Origin of the sequence: Comamonas sp. E6 (assembly GCF_001010305.1) — a bacterium.
Classification (GTDB): domain Bacteria; phylum Pseudomonadota; class Gammaproteobacteria; order Burkholderiales; family Burkholderiaceae_C; genus Comamonas; species Comamonas thiooxydans.
On record NZ_BBXH01000007.1, the window covers coordinates 33,335 to 48,536 of the forward strand.

13 protein-coding genes are annotated in these 15,202 nt (G+C 60.8%); 6 read left to right on the forward strand and 7 right to left on the reverse strand.

Annotation, left to right across the window (positions count from 1 at the left end; all coding sequences use genetic code 11):
• Positions 1–39: 39 nt before the first annotated feature.
• Positions 40–1,488: a D-alanyl-D-alanine carboxypeptidase/D-alanyl-D-alanine-endopeptidase gene (gene dacB / locus CSE6_RS04470; protein WP_034394622.1), complete on the reverse strand. Its 1,449-nt coding sequence runs from the start codon at positions 1,486–1,488 to the stop codon at positions 40–42.
• Between the two features lie 163 nt (positions 1,489–1,651).
• Between dacB and tsaB the strand changes: the two genes are divergently transcribed.
• The 4 genes from tsaB (at position 1,652) to corA (ending at position 4,980) form a co-directional block, all read left to right on the forward strand.
• Positions 1,652–2,368, forward strand: a complete 717-nt coding sequence (gene tsaB, locus CSE6_RS04475; protein WP_034394625.1) for a tRNA (adenosine(37)-N6)-threonylcarbamoyltransferase complex dimerization subunit type 1 TsaB — start codon at positions 1,652–1,654, stop codon at positions 2,366–2,368.
• Positions 2,369–2,375: 7 nt separating this feature from the next.
• Positions 2,376–2,888 carry a ribosomal protein S18-alanine N-acetyltransferase gene (gene rimI, locus CSE6_RS04480; RefSeq protein WP_012840217.1) on the forward strand — a complete coding sequence of 171 codons (513 nt, stop codon included), beginning with the start codon at positions 2,376–2,378 and terminating at the stop codon, positions 2,886–2,888.
• Complete coding sequence (locus CSE6_RS04485; RefSeq protein ID WP_034394628.1) at positions 2,879–3,781, forward strand: uracil-DNA glycosylase family protein; 903 nt, start codon at positions 2,879–2,881, stop codon at positions 3,779–3,781. Before rimI ends, CSE6_RS04485 begins: the two co-directional genes overlap by 10 nt.
• A 212-nt stretch (positions 3,782–3,993) precedes the next feature.
• Positions 3,994–4,980 (forward strand): magnesium/cobalt transporter CorA, encoded by a 987-nt coding sequence (gene corA / locus CSE6_RS04490; protein ID WP_034350790.1) that lies wholly within the window; start codon positions 3,994–3,996, stop codon positions 4,978–4,980.
• Positions 4,981–5,064: 84 nt separating this feature from the next.
• On the opposite strand, the gene CSE6_RS04495 is transcribed toward corA, so the two are convergent.
• Positions 5,065–6,651, reverse strand: coding sequence for an aldehyde dehydrogenase (NADP(+)) (locus CSE6_RS04495; RefSeq protein WP_059439975.1), 1,587 nt, complete (start codon positions 6,649–6,651; stop codon positions 5,065–5,067).
• 246 nt (positions 6,652–6,897) lie between these two features.
• Between CSE6_RS04495 and CSE6_RS04500 the strand changes: the two genes are divergently transcribed.
• Complete coding sequence (locus CSE6_RS04500) at positions 6,898–7,980, forward strand: Ldh family oxidoreductase (protein ID WP_238585637.1); 1,083 nt, start codon at positions 6,898–6,900, stop codon at positions 7,978–7,980.
• A gap of 171 nt (positions 7,981–8,151) precedes the next feature.
• On the forward strand, positions 8,152–8,862 hold the full coding sequence (locus CSE6_RS04505) for a GntR family transcriptional regulator (protein ID WP_012840221.1): 711 nt from the start codon (positions 8,152–8,154) through the stop codon (positions 8,860–8,862).
• A gap of 75 nt (positions 8,863–8,937) precedes the next feature.
• Here the strand turns inward: CSE6_RS04505 and CSE6_RS04510 are convergent, their stop codons facing one another.
• From CSE6_RS04510 to CSE6_RS04530, 5 genes are all read right to left on the reverse strand, one after another.
• Positions 8,938–9,930: a TRAP transporter substrate-binding protein gene (locus tag CSE6_RS04510; RefSeq protein WP_012840222.1), complete on the reverse strand. Its 993-nt coding sequence runs from the start codon at positions 9,928–9,930 to the stop codon at positions 8,938–8,940.
• A 45-nt stretch (positions 9,931–9,975) separates the two neighbouring features.
• A complete protein-coding gene (locus tag CSE6_RS04515) occupies positions 9,976–11,241 on the reverse strand; it encodes a TRAP transporter large permease (protein WP_034382281.1) in 1,266 nt (421 codons plus the stop codon).
• A 1-nt stretch (position 11,242) separates the two neighbouring features.
• Positions 11,243–11,875: a TRAP transporter small permease gene (locus CSE6_RS04520; protein WP_012840224.1), complete on the reverse strand. Its 633-nt coding sequence runs from the start codon at positions 11,873–11,875 to the stop codon at positions 11,243–11,245.
• A 212-nt stretch (positions 11,876–12,087) separates the two neighbouring features.
• Positions 12,088–13,032, reverse strand: coding sequence for a dihydrodipicolinate synthase family protein (locus CSE6_RS04525; protein WP_034382285.1), 945 nt, complete (start codon positions 13,030–13,032; stop codon positions 12,088–12,090).
• A 766-nt stretch (positions 13,033–13,798) separates the two neighbouring features.
• The gene (locus CSE6_RS04530; RefSeq protein ID WP_034405607.1) at positions 13,799–15,067 is read right to left on the reverse strand and encodes an MFS transporter; all 1,269 of its coding nucleotides are present in this window, start codon (positions 15,065–15,067) and stop codon (positions 13,799–13,801) included.
• Positions 15,068–15,202 lie beyond the last annotated feature (135 nt).

The following is a 15,202-nucleotide window of genomic DNA, read 5'->3' on the forward strand; positions in this document are numbered from 1 at the left end:
CGGTGATTGGGCAGGGATAGAGCGGCCGCCCTCGGGCGGCTACTGGGCCGCCGTCCAGTCCACCAGCGCATCCCAGGCCGTGCGCGCCGCGGCCGCATTGGCATGGTTGGCCATGGCCACCAGCACATAGCGCTGGCCGCTGGCACCGTCGACATAGCCGGCCAGCGCGGCCGAGTCGCGCAAGCTGCCGGTCTTGAGGTGGGCGGCGCCTGCAAACCGGCTCTTGCTGCGCCGCAGCGTGCCGTCCACGCCGACGATGGGCATGGAGGAGACGAACTCGGGCATCACGGGCGAGACCCAGGCGTTCTGCAGCATCTGCCCCAGTCCGTTGGCCGTGATGCTGGCATTGCGGCTCAGGCCTGCGCCGTTGTCCACCACGGGCTGCTCGGCATTGCCCCAGCGCGCGGCCCACCACTGTGCCAGCGACTGGCGCGCGGAGTCGAAGCTGGCCACGCCGGTGCGCTGCATGCCCAGGGTGAGCAGCACATGCTGGGCCATGATGTTGTTGCTGTATTTGTTGATGTCGCGCACCACCTCGGACAGTGCCGGAGACTCCAGCTGGAAGGCCGGCAGCAGGCCCTGGGGCACGCTGCCGTCGCGTACGGCTCCGGTGAGCTTGCCGCCCAGCTCGCGCCACATGCCTTCTATGGCCTTGGCCGCAAAGCGCTCGGGCTGCGCCGGTGCGATGGACCAGCTCTTGTCGCCGCAGCTTGCCGGATAGCTGCCGTTGAAGGCTATGCGCTGCGGATTGTTCATGTCCAGCTGCATTTTGCTACGCCAGTCGCCGCAATCAGAAGTAGGAGCAGCCAGCGCAATCGTTTGCTGGTTTTCCATGCCAAACATTGGTGGATCGTATTGAATACGAGCGACACCAGCTCCTGTATCAGGAGCAATATTCAGCGCCACGGCCTTGTAGTTGATCAGCAGCGCATCGGGCGAGGCGTTGTAGGGCCGCCAGGGCTCGTTGTCGAAGACCGCCGCATCATGCGTGGGCAGCTGAAAGGCGCTGCGGTCCAGCACGATATCGCCCACGATGACCTTGATGCCCATGCCTTGCAGGCGGCGCAGCATCAGCCACAGGCGCTCCAGCACCAGCTTGGGGTCGCCCTGACCCTGGATGTAGAGATTGCCGCGCAAGGCGCCATCGACCACCGAACCGCCCAGATAGACGGGCGTGCGCCAGACGTAGGCCGGGCCCAGTTGGTCTAGCGCCGCATAGGTGGTGACCAGCTTCATGACCGAGGCCGGATTCATGGCCTGGTGCGTGCGCCAGGCCAGGTTCGGTGGCGATTTCCCATCCACATTCATCACCAGCAGCGATACGGCATCGCGCGGAATCTTGGCGCGTTGCAGCGCCGCGTCCACGGCGGCGGGAATGCGGGTGTCGGCAGGCAGGGACTGCGCCAGCGCGGGCTGGGCCAGCAGCGCCAGCAACGATGCGCCCAGTGCGCTCAGGGTCTTGCGAAGAAAGAAGGGGGTCTGCAGCATGGGGCCAGAGTCTACGCCGGGCTGCGCCCATGCCGGGCATTGGCGGCGCCCGCGGCAAGCTGGCGGCGGGCGTCCGATAATGCAGGGCTACGCTGCCGTCCGTTGCAGCCCAGTGCATTCCGTATTGCGCTCCAGCCCGCCTGCGGCTGACGCCCCGCCGAACATGAATCTTCTCGCCATCGACACCAGTACCGATACCTTGTTTGTTGCCGTCCAGCGTGGCGATGCCATCTGGCAGCACAGCGGGCCGGGCGCGCAGCAGTCGTCGGCCCAGTTGCTGCCGGCCATACGCCAGCTCATGAAGGATGCGGGGCTGAGTTTCGCGCAGCTGGACGCCATTGCCTTCGGGCGCGGCCCCGGCTCCTTCACGGGCCTGCGCACGGCATGCGCCATCACCCAGGGTCTGGCGTTTGCCGCCAAGGTGCCCGTGCTGCCTGTGGACTCGCTGCTCACCGTGGCCGAAGAGGCCCGTCATCTGCATGGCTGCACCGAGGTAGAGGCCGTGCTCGACGCGCGCATGCACGAGGTCTATCACGCAGCCTTTTGCTATGTGGACGGCCAGTGGATCGAGCCCGAGGACTTCGGCCTGTGCGCCCCCGAGGCTTTGCAGGCTGCAGCCGGCCATGCCGTGGCGGGCAATGCCCAGCCCGTCTACCCCGAGCTGCTGGCGCCCGCTGCCCGCCATGTGCACGCCATGCCCACGGCCACGGCCATGCTGCGCCTGGCACCGGCACTGTTGGCAAAAGGCTGCGCGGTGCCTGCCGAAGAGGCGCTGCCGCGCTATATCCGAGATAAAGTGGCAAAAACCACGGCCGAGCGCGAAGCCGAAAAGGCCGCCGCGGCCCTCACACCCGATGCAACCGGCATCGCCTCCCGATAAGCGCCCAATGACCTTGCCCAGCAGCTCCACACTCGCCGCCGACGCCAGCGCCCAGGATGCGGCATCCCTGGTGCATTTCGAGCCGCTGTCCGCGCTCTGGCTTGACACCCTGCTCCCGATCGAGGAGCAGGCCTATGTCCATCCCTGGACGCGCGGCAACTTCCAGGATGCCATGGTGGCCGGCTACCAGATACAGCTGCTGGTCGATGCCGATCACCAGTTGCTGGGCTACTTTGTCGCCATGCAGGCGCTGGACGAGGTGCATCTGCTCAATATCACCGTCAACCCGGCCTGCCAGCGCCAGGGCTGGGCACGCGTGCTGCTCGATGCGCTGGCTTTGTGGTCGCGGCAGCAGAACGCCCAATGGATCTGGCTGGAAGTGCGCGAAAGCAATGCCCGCGCCCGCGAGGTCTATCTCAGGCATGGCTTTGCCGAAGTCGGGCTGCGCAAGAACTACTACCCCAACCCCAACGGCCCGCGCGAACATGCGGTGCTCATGAGTCTGAAACTATGGCCCTGAACCTGGATGCCCGCCAGCGGGCCATGCTGGAAGCCATGGGCATCACCGTCTGGTTGCCCGACCCCGTGGAACCCGCAGCAGTGGCTGCAGTCACTGCAGTCGCAGCCGCACCATTGCCGGTCGCGGAGCCCCTGCCCGTCACAGCGCCGGTGGTGCGCATGGCGCCGCCCGCCCCCGTAAGCCCGCCCGTGGCGCAGGCCGCTGCACCCGCGGCCGAGGCAGCGCCGGCACCGGTTCAGCCGCCCGCCCAGACCGCCAGCCCACCGCCCCAGAATCTGTCCGGGCACCGGGCGCACGAGCCTCGTCAGTTTGTGCAGCAACCCGCCGCAGGCCCGGCAGGCGAGCCAGGCCTCGGCTGGACCATCAGTCCCGCCCAGCTGGTCTACCCCCATGCGCCGCAGCATGTGCACAGCGCCGAGCAAGGCGGCTGGCTGATCCTGCTGGAGCCTGCCGCCAACCCGCCTTTGCTGAGCCCGGCGCAAAGGCCTGCGGCCGACAGCGCCCAGACGGCGCTGCAGGGTGATGCCGCCAAGCTGCTGGACAATATGCTGCGTGCCCTCGGACTGCAGGAAAAACCGCGTGTCTTCAGCGCCGCCCTGCACCGTGCGCCGCCCGATGCCGATCTCAGCCATGCCCAGGCGCTGCAACCCGCCCTGGAGGCTCTGCTGCGCGAACTGCGCCCGGACTGTGTACTGGTTCTGGGCTTGGCCAGTGCACGCGCCGTGCTGGGCCGCCATGATGCGCTGGGCCGGCTGCGGGCCGAACCGCACCACATTGCGGGCGTGCCCACGGTGGTGACCTACGACCCCAACTATCTGCTGCGTGCGCCGCAGGCCAAGGCCGGTGCCTGGGCCGATCTGGTGCAGGCCGACGCGTTTACCAAGGGGCTGTGACAGGCGGGCGACAAGCCCCGCTTACCCACTTGCCCAACTATGACGCACGCGACATGCTGCAGTGCAACGTAGCATAATCACTGGCTTCGAATTACTGAAAGACATCCGTGGAAACCTACCCTAGTTGGTAGCTTTCAGCTCCCGGTGAAGACTGTGGGGGTTGAAAGCGCCCTGATCCCTGCAGAACCTCAAGAACAACCGGGAGTGAGCTGATGCTCAACATCTTTACGCTAGCCAATGGTCGACTCGTTCAGGAAGAAATCGAGTCCCTGGCAGACCTTGAACGCTTTCGCCCCGTCTGGGTCGATCTGGAATCGCCAACCCTCGAAGAAAAGCGCTGGATCAAGCAGCACTACGAGCTGTCCATCCCTGAGGATGCGATGGACGACGACATCGAGGAATCGGCGCGTTTTTACGAAGAAGACAACGGCGAGCTGCATATCCGCAGCGACTTTCTGATCGACGACGACGAAGACCCCCGCTCGGTGCGCGTGGCCTTCATCGTCAACCAGCACAACGCAGCGCTGCGCAGCCATGGCGTGCTGTTCTCCATCCACGACGAGGATGTGCCTGTCTTTCGCCTGCTGCGCATGCGAGCGCGCCGTGCGCCCGGCTTGATCGACGATGCCAAGGACGTTCTGCTCAAGCTGTTTGACGCCGATGCCGAGTACTCTGCCGACACGCTGGAGCGCATTTACGACGACCTGGAAAAAGCCAGCAAGATGGTGCTGTCCGGCGATGTGACCGACGAGATGGCCAAGGAAGTGCTGGGTGCCATTGCCCGCCAGGAAGACTTGAACGGCCGCATCCGCCGCAACGTCATGGACACGCGCCGCGCCGTGAGCTTTCTGATGCGCTCCAAGATGCTCAACGCCGAGCAGTTTGAGGAGGCTCGCCAGATTCTGCGCGACATCGAGTCGCTGGACAGTCACACGGCCTTTCTGTTCGACAAGATCAACTTCCTGATGGATGCCACGGTCGGCTTCATCAACATCAATCAGAACAAGATCATCAAGATCTTCTCGGTGGCCAGCGTGGCTCTGCTGCCGCCCACGCTGATTGCCAGCGTCTACGGCATGAACTTCAAGTTCATGCCCGAGCTGGAGTGGGAATTCGGCTACGGCTACGTGGTCGCCCTGATGATTCTGAGCGCCGTCGGCCCCATGCTGTACTTCCGCAAACGCGGCTGGTTGAAATAACACATTCCCGGCACAGCTGGTCGCTCACACATCGACACAGGCAAGCGCCCTCTCCTTGGAGCCGAAGAGCGCGCTTGCCACCAGTCAACGCGCCACTAAATCGCCATTGATCACTCGGGCAAGTCCCTGCGGGTTCGCTTGCTGTACAGCCGCTGGGAGCAGCACATCCGGCAAATCCTGATAGCACACCGGGCGCAGAAAGCGGTCAATGGCGCTGGCGCCCACAGAAGTGAACATAGCGTTGGACGTGGATGGGAAAGGACCTCCATGCACCATGGCGTGGCATACCTCGACTCCGGTCGGAAAACCATTGGCCAAGATGCGTCCCGCCTTGCGCTCCAGCACGGGGATGAGGCGCTGCGCGTCGGCATAGTCTGCGGGATCGATCTGCAGCGTCACTGTCAGTTGGCCCTCCAGTTGCTCAGCCAGTTCAAGAACCTCATCGAAATTCCTGGCCCGAATGACAATAGAGGCCGGGCCAAACATCTCCTCCTGCAGCACAGGCGATGACAACAGGCGCTGCACATCCGTCACATACAGAGCGGCCTGCGCAGCATTGTGCAGCCCATCCGCAGGCTGCCCTTGTGCAACTTTCTCCACACCTTCCACGCCATCAACCTTGGCAACGCCGGTATCAAAGGCCTGGTGAATGCCCGGCGTCAGCATGGTCTGGGCCGGCTTGGTGGCAAGCGCCTGGCTTGCGGCATCGATGAAGCGCTGCACATTGCGGTCACCAATGACCACCACCATCCCAGGATTGGTGCAGAACTGCCCCGCCCCCATCGTCAGCGAATCGGCAAAACCGCGCCCTATCGACTCTGCACGCGCGGCCAGGGCAGCCGGCATCAGAAACACCGGGTTGATGCTGCTCATCTCCGCGTAGACGGGAATGGGTTCCGGGCGTGCGTTGGCGATGCGCATCAACGCAAGCCCTCCCTGGCGAGATCCGGTAAAGCCAACGGCCTTGATGGCAGGATGTGCTACCAATGCTTCACCCAGCTTGCGCCCGGCGCCCATCAGCAGGGAAAACACCCCTTCGGGCAACCCCAAATCTCTGACCGCTTTCTGAATCGCTCGACCCACCATTTCGGAAGTGCCTAGATGGGCGCTGTGGGCCTTGACGACCACAGGGGCACCGGCAGCCAAGGCCGACGCCGTATCGCCCCCTGCCACCGAGAACGCCAGCGGAAAATTGCTCGCACCGAACACCGCCACCGGGCCCAGTGCCATCTTGGCCAGACGCAGGTCGGCACGTGGCAGCGGCATGCGCTCGGGCTGTGCGTGGTCGATGGCGGGGCTCATAAAACGGCCATCGCGCACCACCTTGGCAAACAGCCGCAACTGTCCAACCGTGCGCCCACGCTCGCCTTGCAGGCGCACCAGCGGCAGGCCGCTTTCGGCCATGGCGCGCTCGATCAGGGCATCGCCCAAAGCCATGATGTTGTCGGCAATCAGCTCCAGAAATTCTGCACGCTTGGCAAGCGACAGCTGACGGTAGGGATCAAATGCCTGCGCTGCCAACTGGGCAGCCCTGTCCACTTCGGCCTGCCCTCCCATACCGAACGTGGGCGTTGCGATGAATTGATCCATGCAGGGATCGAACGCTTGCTGCTGTCCTTCTGTGCCGCGCACCGAACTCGCGCCGATAAGCATTTCGCCAGTAATTTGCATCTTTGTCTCCTAATGTGTTTATGGATCGGAATGGCAGAGCTCCAGCCGACCAGGAAGTGCAAGCAACGCCTGGATAACGCACGATCTCGTCAGGAATATGAGCGCCTTTGAAAATCATAAAGTATCTTGATAATATATTTAAATTATCCTTATAAAATTTTCCACAAATCTTGACAGGCTTCTTTGCCATTCCGCGCAACCAGGGCACGTCAACAAGCAGTCCATAACCAAGCACAGGAGCACGCCATGGAACTCATGCCAAACATCGACCTGAACCACCCTGGCCAAAGTGCTCAAACAACCGCATCGAAACCAGGCCACACTGCGCTGACGCTGGATGAGGTGCACAACCTGGCCTATCGCGTATTTACTCACCTCGGCCTGTCTGCTGAACATGCGCAGGCCATTGCGCGCGTGATCACAGCGGGAGAGCGCGACGAGTGCCATTCGCATGGCATGTACCGGGTTCTATCGTGCGCTCGCACGCTCCAGCATGGCGCTGTCGTGCGCGATGCCATACCCATCATCAGCGACCGCGGACCTGGCGTCGTCGCCGTCGATGCACAGCGCGGCTTTTCACAACTCGCTTTCGAGGTGGGCAGCAAAGTACTGCTCGAGAAGGTCCGGACAACCGGGATCGCAGCCTTGGCCATCAACAACTGCTATCACTTCTCAGCCCTGTGGCCCGAAATCGAAGCCTTGGTCGAGCATGGCGTTGCGGCCTTAGCCATGACCCCCAGCCATTCCTGGGTGGCCCCTGCGGGCGGAAGCCGACCTGTTTTCGGAACCAACCCGATCGCCTTTGGCTGGCCCAGGGTCGGTGCTCACCCCTACATTTTTGACTTTGCGACCAGCGCAGTGGCCCGCGGTGAAATTGAGCTCTACCAAAGAAGCGGTCGCGCACTGCCCGAAGGCTGGGGGGTCGACGCCGAAGGCTTACCAAGTACCGATGCCACAACCGTACTCCAACAAGGCGCCATGCTGACTTTTGGCGGCTACAAAGGCTCTGCCCTGTCGACCATGATCGAGCTGCTGGCCGGGCCATTGATTGGCGACATGACCAGTGCTGAATCACTGCGCATCGACGACGGTGCCGGTGCAACCCCTTGTCATGGGGAAATCGTTATCGCATTTGATCCCCAATTTTTCAGCCCGGGCAATTTCATCGAAGAGCGTCAACGTGCTGAAAAGCTGTTCGAGAGTATTACCGGCCAAGGGGCGCGCCTGCCTTCCCAACGCCGCTTTATCGCAAGAAGCCGCAGTCTAGCCAATGGATATGTGCAGATCCCCGAGCCCTTGCTGCGTGACATCCAGCAGTTGTTGAACTAGGCTCATGAGAACATGCTCGCATGCCTCTGCTGAGGAGAAAGAATCCAGATAAAGAGTTTTGTCACAGGCTGCGCCAAGCGCCAAGCCCATGATGTATTCTAAATATCGGATCAATATAATCAAAACCCCGCCATCTCTGCTCTTGCGACACGATGGCGCCAGCACGCTTTTTTGATGCCAACTTCCAAGAAATCTCCAGCTGCACGTGTAAAAGCCGCTGCAACAAAAACCAAGACTTTGCCTACGGTGAAGCGCCGTGCTGCAGACCTTGCCTACGACGCCATTGAAACCATGCTGTCGACCATGCAACTTGAGCCTGGAAGTCCCATCGTGGAGGCGGAGTTGGCAGAGCGCACGGGCATGGGCCGGACGCCTGTGCGCGAGGCATTGCTGCGCATGATCTCCATCGACTTGATCGTCCAGCAGCCGCGTCGCGGACTACTGGTTTCCAACATCGATCTGGCAGAGCACCTGGACGTCATCCAGACACGCAGGGTTCTGGAGAATCTGTTGGCGGCTTGCGCTGCCCGGCGAGCCTCGGTGCAGCAGCGCAAAGATATCCTCCAATGTGCCAAGCAGATGGTCGCTGCAGCCAAGCGCGGCAACCTGGAAGAGTACATGCATGAGGATCATGCGCTCGATGCCATCATCCATACTGCCAGCCGCAACCGTTCAGCAGTCAAAAGCGTCACGCCTCTGATCGTGCAGTGCAGACGTTTTTGGTATGCCTACCAGCATGAAGGCGATATCCTTGAAGGCGCACTTGCTCATCTGGAGCTGGCTCAGGGTATCTCTACCGGGGATGAAGCGGCCGCCATTACCGGCGCCAACCGCCTGATGGACTATCTGGAAGCTTTTGCCAGACGCATTATCGAAAGCTAAACAGCAGGCCGCCCCCTGGGGCGGTCTGCTGTGCATATTCATGGCGCCTCCCAATCGGCGCCCCCCGATCATCAATCAGAGCTTGGCTCCCACCGCGCGCAGTTCTGCAATCTGAGGCGCTTTGGGCAGCCAGATCTTGTCGAAGGCATCAATCGCAGGCTTATTGTCAAAGGCATTGATATCGCGAATGACAATCGACTCCTTCTTGAGTTTCTCCAGCAGGCCAACCTCTGTCGTCACGATATCGTTGATCTGGCCGTCCAAGGCTTGGCTGGTCAATTGGCGAATCAGGTCACGGTCCTTCCCATCCAGCGTAGCCCAGATACGACCCGAGAACAGTGGTGCCACAGGCATGAACAGCGCGTTCATGGGCATCATCAGTTTCGACACCTTGTCAAAGCGCTGGCTCCAAGAGAGCTCTATATCCGCCTCGAGTCCGTCCACTTGCCCATTGGTCATGGCATCGAACACCGCAGGTGTGGGAATCGGAGTCGGCGCTGCGCCGAAATACTGGTAGAAGTCACGGTAAACCGGCGTCGGATTAATACGCAGCTTCATACCCTTGAGGTCATTGGGCGTCTTGATCTCCTTGTTCGAGAACACCACACGCATGCCGGTGATGCCCCAGCCCAAACCGATGCAGCCGGTTTCGCGCGGCAGCACATCCAGCAATTTCAAGGCTGCAGGCGTCTTGACCAGCTTCGCTACAGCAGCAGTGGATCGGACAAGATATGGCGCATTGATCGAGGCTACGCTCGGAACACGCGTTCCCAGCTCTGCCGCCTGAATCCACCCCATGTCCAGCGCACCCGATTGCAGCTGCTGCATCATGGCCGACTCATTACCCAATTGACCCGAATGAAAGACGGTCACCTTGAGCCTGCCATTGGTTTCTTTCGCCAAAGCTTCTCCAAACTGCACCGCCGCGCGATTCCACGAATGCCCAGCAGGCGTGATGACGCCTAAGCGCAGTTCCTTGGCCGCAGCCGCACGCGAAGGCGTCACAAAGGCCAGTGGAGCAGCGGCAACAGCCGTGGTCTGAAGAAAGTGGCGTCGATTGAGTGTCATGAAAAACTCCGTAGAGGGAAAGGCGAAGCAGGGCGAAGAATCGGATCAGTTCAGCAGGCCCAACGACAAGCTGGGGAACAGCGAGAGCATGACAAGTGCCACGCAACTGATGATGAAGAATGGCAACGTGACGATGAACATGGGACCCGGCTTGGCACCAGTGACCGCTGCAGCCACGAAGAAGCTCAGCCCCACCGGCGGCGTCATCAATCCCAGCACCAGGTTGATGACGATCACCACTCCAAAGTGGCGGGGGTCGATGTGGTAGATCTCGGTGGCGATGGGCAGAAGAATCGGCGCGGTCATGATCAAGCCGGGAATCCCGTCGATCACCGTGCCAATGACCAGCAAAATCACGTTGACCAGCAGCAGGAAGGTAATCGGGTCATGCGCCACGGTCTGCACCCAGGCAGCGACCATCTGAGGCACCTTGCCGTATATCAACAACCACGAGAACACTGCCGCTGCTGCAACCAGAAACAGCACGATGGCCGAGTAGATGCCCGAACGCAGCATGATCGCGCCCAGGTCTGAGTATTTGAATTCACGGGTCACATAGCGACCGACCAACACTGCGCTGATCGCGCCCACAGCGGCAGCCTCCGTGGGATTGGCGAAGCCGGTGAGGATGGAGCCCACGATGACCAGCGGAATCAACAGTGTCGGGCTGGAAACCAGCACGGTCTTGGCCCGTTCGAGCAAGGTTCGCTTGGGGCTTCGTGGATAGTTGTAGATCACGCCCATACAGGCAATGACTGCAAAGAACAGCACCGTCAACAGAACACCTGGCAATATGCCTGCGATCAGCATATCGCCCACCGCGACCTGGGCCAGCACGCTGTAGACCACAAACATCACCGACGGCGGAATGATCGGACCCAGCATGCCGCCATACACGGTCAGGCCTGCAGCAAAGGTCTTGTCATAGCCTTGCTTCTCCATCTCCGGCACCATCACCTGCGACATGATGGCCACCTGCGCCGTTGCGGAGCCAATGATGGATGACACCAGCATGTTGGCCAGGATATTCACATAGGCAAGCCCGCCCTTGATGGAGCCCACGAACGCCATCGACAAGTCCACCAGTCGGCGTGTAATGCCGCCGCTGTTCATGACCTCACCGATCAAGATAAAGAGCGGTATGGCAATCAGGCCATAGCTGTCCACCCCCCCGAACATCTGGGAAGGGAAGGACTGCAGCAACACCGTGTTCTCGGTGTTGTAGATATAAAAAATCCCCGAAAGGCAAAGACAGAGGCCGATGGGAACACCCACCATCATGATTGCGATGAAGAAAATGGAGGTCAGCATGTCAGTTCACCGCGTCTGGGTTGGTTGCCGCAAAGCCAGGGTGCTGGCGCTTGGGTGCGAGGCTCATGTCTTCCAACAGGTTGGCAAGTGCATGCAGGCTCATACAGACTGCGAAGATCGGCATGATCAGTTGCAGCACCCAGACCGGCCACTCCAGCGTCTGGGTGTGTTCGGTATAGAGAAAGTTAAACGACTCCGCCGCGTATTCCTTGGCATCAAACCCCTTGCTGGCGATACCAATGGGATCCATCCAACGCCAGCACATCGCAAAGAGCGCCAAAGAAAAAAACAGCACTCCGACCGTGGCAATCACCTTGGCACGCCGCGCGTTGCGAGGACTCAGCTTATCGGTGAGCATCGTCACTGCAAAATCCAGTCGCAGGCGCGTCATGACCGAAGCACCGATGAAGGTGAGCCAGACCACGGTGTACACCGCCGCTTCATCCACCCAGTACAGCGGCATGCCGCTGTAGCGTGTCACCACATTGAGCAAAATGAGTGCGGTCAGAAAACACATCGCGAAGGTGAGCAACCACCGTTCCATGCGCAGCAGCGCATCAGAGGCATCCAGCACCCAGCGCACAATCCATGGCGGCTGCTTGATGGCGGTAGCGGGTCGGGTTGTATCGTCCATATAGGTTCTTTAGATTTGACGAAATGAGGCGCAGAAGATTGAATACATCTCAAAAATATATTAAATATATTAGAAGTTTTTTCAATTGATCCAATAGGTGTTTGCCTGGAAACCCGGCGAAACTGCTAACCCTGGTTTCTGGAAGATGCAAGCTTCCGATCTGGATCGATGCCCCAAAAAAAGCTCCCCACGGGGAGCTGACTCACGCTGGATCAATGACTCAGACCCTTGGACCAGGCGGCATACCAGTTGCGAAAGAGTTGATACTGGGATTCGGCATACCGGCGTTGCGAGTCGGTCAATACATCGCTTGCATTGAAGTGCAGCGTGTACTCCTTCTTGCCGTTGAGGACCAGCAGGTGCTTGTAGTACAGAACCAGATCCGTGCCTTCGTCAAAGGACGACAGCACGGCCAGTGCAGCATCCAACTCCTGAGCTTGACGCCGAGCAACGACATCTCCCTGGGCTGCTTTTTTGCTCAGCTCAACCAGGAGCAGAACTTCCTTGGGTAGTGCATTGCCAATGCCCGTAATGCAACCCGTAGCACCGCAATTCACAAAACCATAGAACACCTGGGTGTCGACACCCGCCATCAATGTGACGTCGTTGTCCTTCGAGGTGATGTGCTCAGCGGCATAGCGCAGGCCTTCTGCACCACCAAACTCCTTGAAGCCGATCAGGTTGGAGTACTTGGCGCGCAGCTCGAAGAACATGTCGGCGCGAGTTGCAAAGCCGTAGTGTGGGCTGTTGTAGATCACGGCCGGCAGCTTCGGGGCGGCTTCCAAAATAGCAGTGAAGTGGGCTTTCTGCGCAGCCAGGGAAGTGCCGCGCGACAACACCCGAGGAATCACCATCAACCCCTGTGCCCCCACTTTCGCAGCGTGGGCGGCATGAGCCACGGCTTCCTTCGAGTTCACCGCGCCGGTCCCCACAATAGTCGGGATACCTGCGGCCACCAGCCTGGCCACGCCCTCTTGGCGTTGCTCTGCCGTTAAAAGAGGCCAATCCCCCATGGATCCGCAGTACACAACAGCGCTCATGCCTGCGGCCATGAGCTCTTTGCCCATGGCGACCAGCGCGTCGTAATCTGGCGTGCCTTGTGCGGTGCATGGAGTCATGAGTGCAGGAATGGTGCCGGTAAAGATGTTCGTTTCCATAAAACTACCCTTGTAAAAAACCACCTAAGAACACCGCCTTCAGTTCCGCGCAAGTCCGTTGCACGAAACCGTTTGTTGGGATAACGCTCGCTGCATCAGCGCACGGAATCCAGATGAGCGGTGAAATACTTCGTCTTTAAATAGACTGTAAATATATTTGAAATATTCAGAAACGAAGACTAAGTAGTTCTTAGGCGTTGTGCAATAGGGTTCTCCTGGATACCTCGCCGAGATCGCCACCGCCCTCCCGTTGCATCCAGGCAGCGGTCCGCTTGCGACCATGACCCCACCGCGGCAGAAGCACCGCCTTCAGTTACTGCCCGGCGCTGCGGTCAAACCCGGCGCCGGGCCACGCTGGCGCTGCGCCGGGGTCAGGATGCACAGGTGATCGTTGTATGGCACACAAACCGCTCATGGAGGCAGCTTTGCGCTGGTCCCGGTCGCATGGCGACGGGACTGCCTCTTGCATCCCAGTTCGATGAGTTCGCGCGTTTGTTCCACATAGTCGCGGACGCGCTGAATGCGATGTTCGCCATCGCTCATTACCGCAGCTCCAGTCTGCCAGCACCAAGTACCAAGTGCATTGACGCGGTCCACCTCAGCCCCCATGCAAGCGGGGATGAAGTCAAGCGCAGGCCCAGGACTGAAAATCCACAGGTCGCAGAGACAAGGTCACGGCACTGCAGAAGCTATCGTCTGAGCAGCATCACAGATGCATAAGGCAGGATGATCTGAGACTGCTTCCACTGAACAGTCTGAGGGTAGCTTATGCGGCACTACCCTCACCGCGCTCGCGCACCCAGAGCACGATGCCGCAGAGCATCACGATCACCTGCGTGCCTATCAGCGCCGCGAAGCCCGCAAAGAATCCCGCACTCACACCGCCGCGAGCCGAAAGCGCGCCTATCACAGCACCCATGATGGCCGGCATGAAGCCCGCGACCAGGCTGCCCGCGCCGTTGACCACGCCATAGGCGCTGGCCACATGCTCGGGCCGCGCGCAGTGCTGCACGGTGCTGGGGATGGCCGGGCTCATCAGTCCCCAGCAGAAGTTGGCGGCAATCAGGCAATAGGCTGCCGCATAGCGGTCTTCCATATGGATGGCCAGCCACACTGCAATCGCCACGCCCAAGCTGCCGAAGACAAAGATTAGCGGCACCTGGCGGCGCGCGATGCGGTCGATGATCATGCCGCCGACGAAGACCGCCGCCACGCTCGCATATTGCGGCAGCGAAGCCAGCCAGCCCATCTCGCGCATGGAAAAGCCGCGCGACTCCTTGAGATAGGCGGGCAGCCAGTTGCTGCTGCCCCAGAGATAGGACAGAAATGCCGCAGTGAGAATGGTGATCAACCACAGATAGCGTGTGTGCATGGCTCCGCGCACGATCTGGCCGACCTGACCCACGGCCTCGCCCATCGACTGGGGCTTGGGCATGCCGGTCTCCACCTTGGGCATGCGCACAAAGGCCCAGACCAGGGGAACGCCCAGCAGCACGTTGATCAGGCCCAGCACATGGAACGAGGTCTCCCAGTTGTGGCCCACGACTAGGTAGCCGACGAAGGGATAGCCCACCGCCAGGCCCAGTCCGGTGCCCATATTGACCAGGGAGTTGGGTTTGCCGTTCTCGCGGCTCTCGAAATGCGCCTTGATGTAGCTGCCGGCCAGGGAGAACAGCGGCCCCTCGGACACGCCCAGCAGAATGCGCGATGCCAGCAGCAAGCCGTAGCTGTTCATGGCCGGCGACAAAAAGGTCACCACGCCCCACAGCAGCAGCCCCGCGAACAGGCTGCGGCGCACGCCGAACAGCGCCGCGCAGAATGGCGTGAGCACAAAGGACGAAACACCGTAACCGACCATGAAGGCCGTGGCCAGCAGGCCCTGACGCGTTCGATCGTCGGGTGTGAGACCGATGTGCGACAGAAAGTCGTGATCGGTGATGAGGACCGAGATATTGATCCGATCCACGTAGGAAATGGCGACGATCACGAACAGCGTGACCACGCCCCACCAGCGCAACGAGCGTGAGTCTTTCATGATATGGGTCCGGCTAGCGTTGGAAGAGAGAAAAGCCGGGACCGGCACTCGCCGGCCCCGCCAGGGCGCACGTCCTGGCGGGCGCGCGGTTCGGCAGCCGTGCTGCCGCCGAAACCCCGGGGCCGGCCAAGGCCG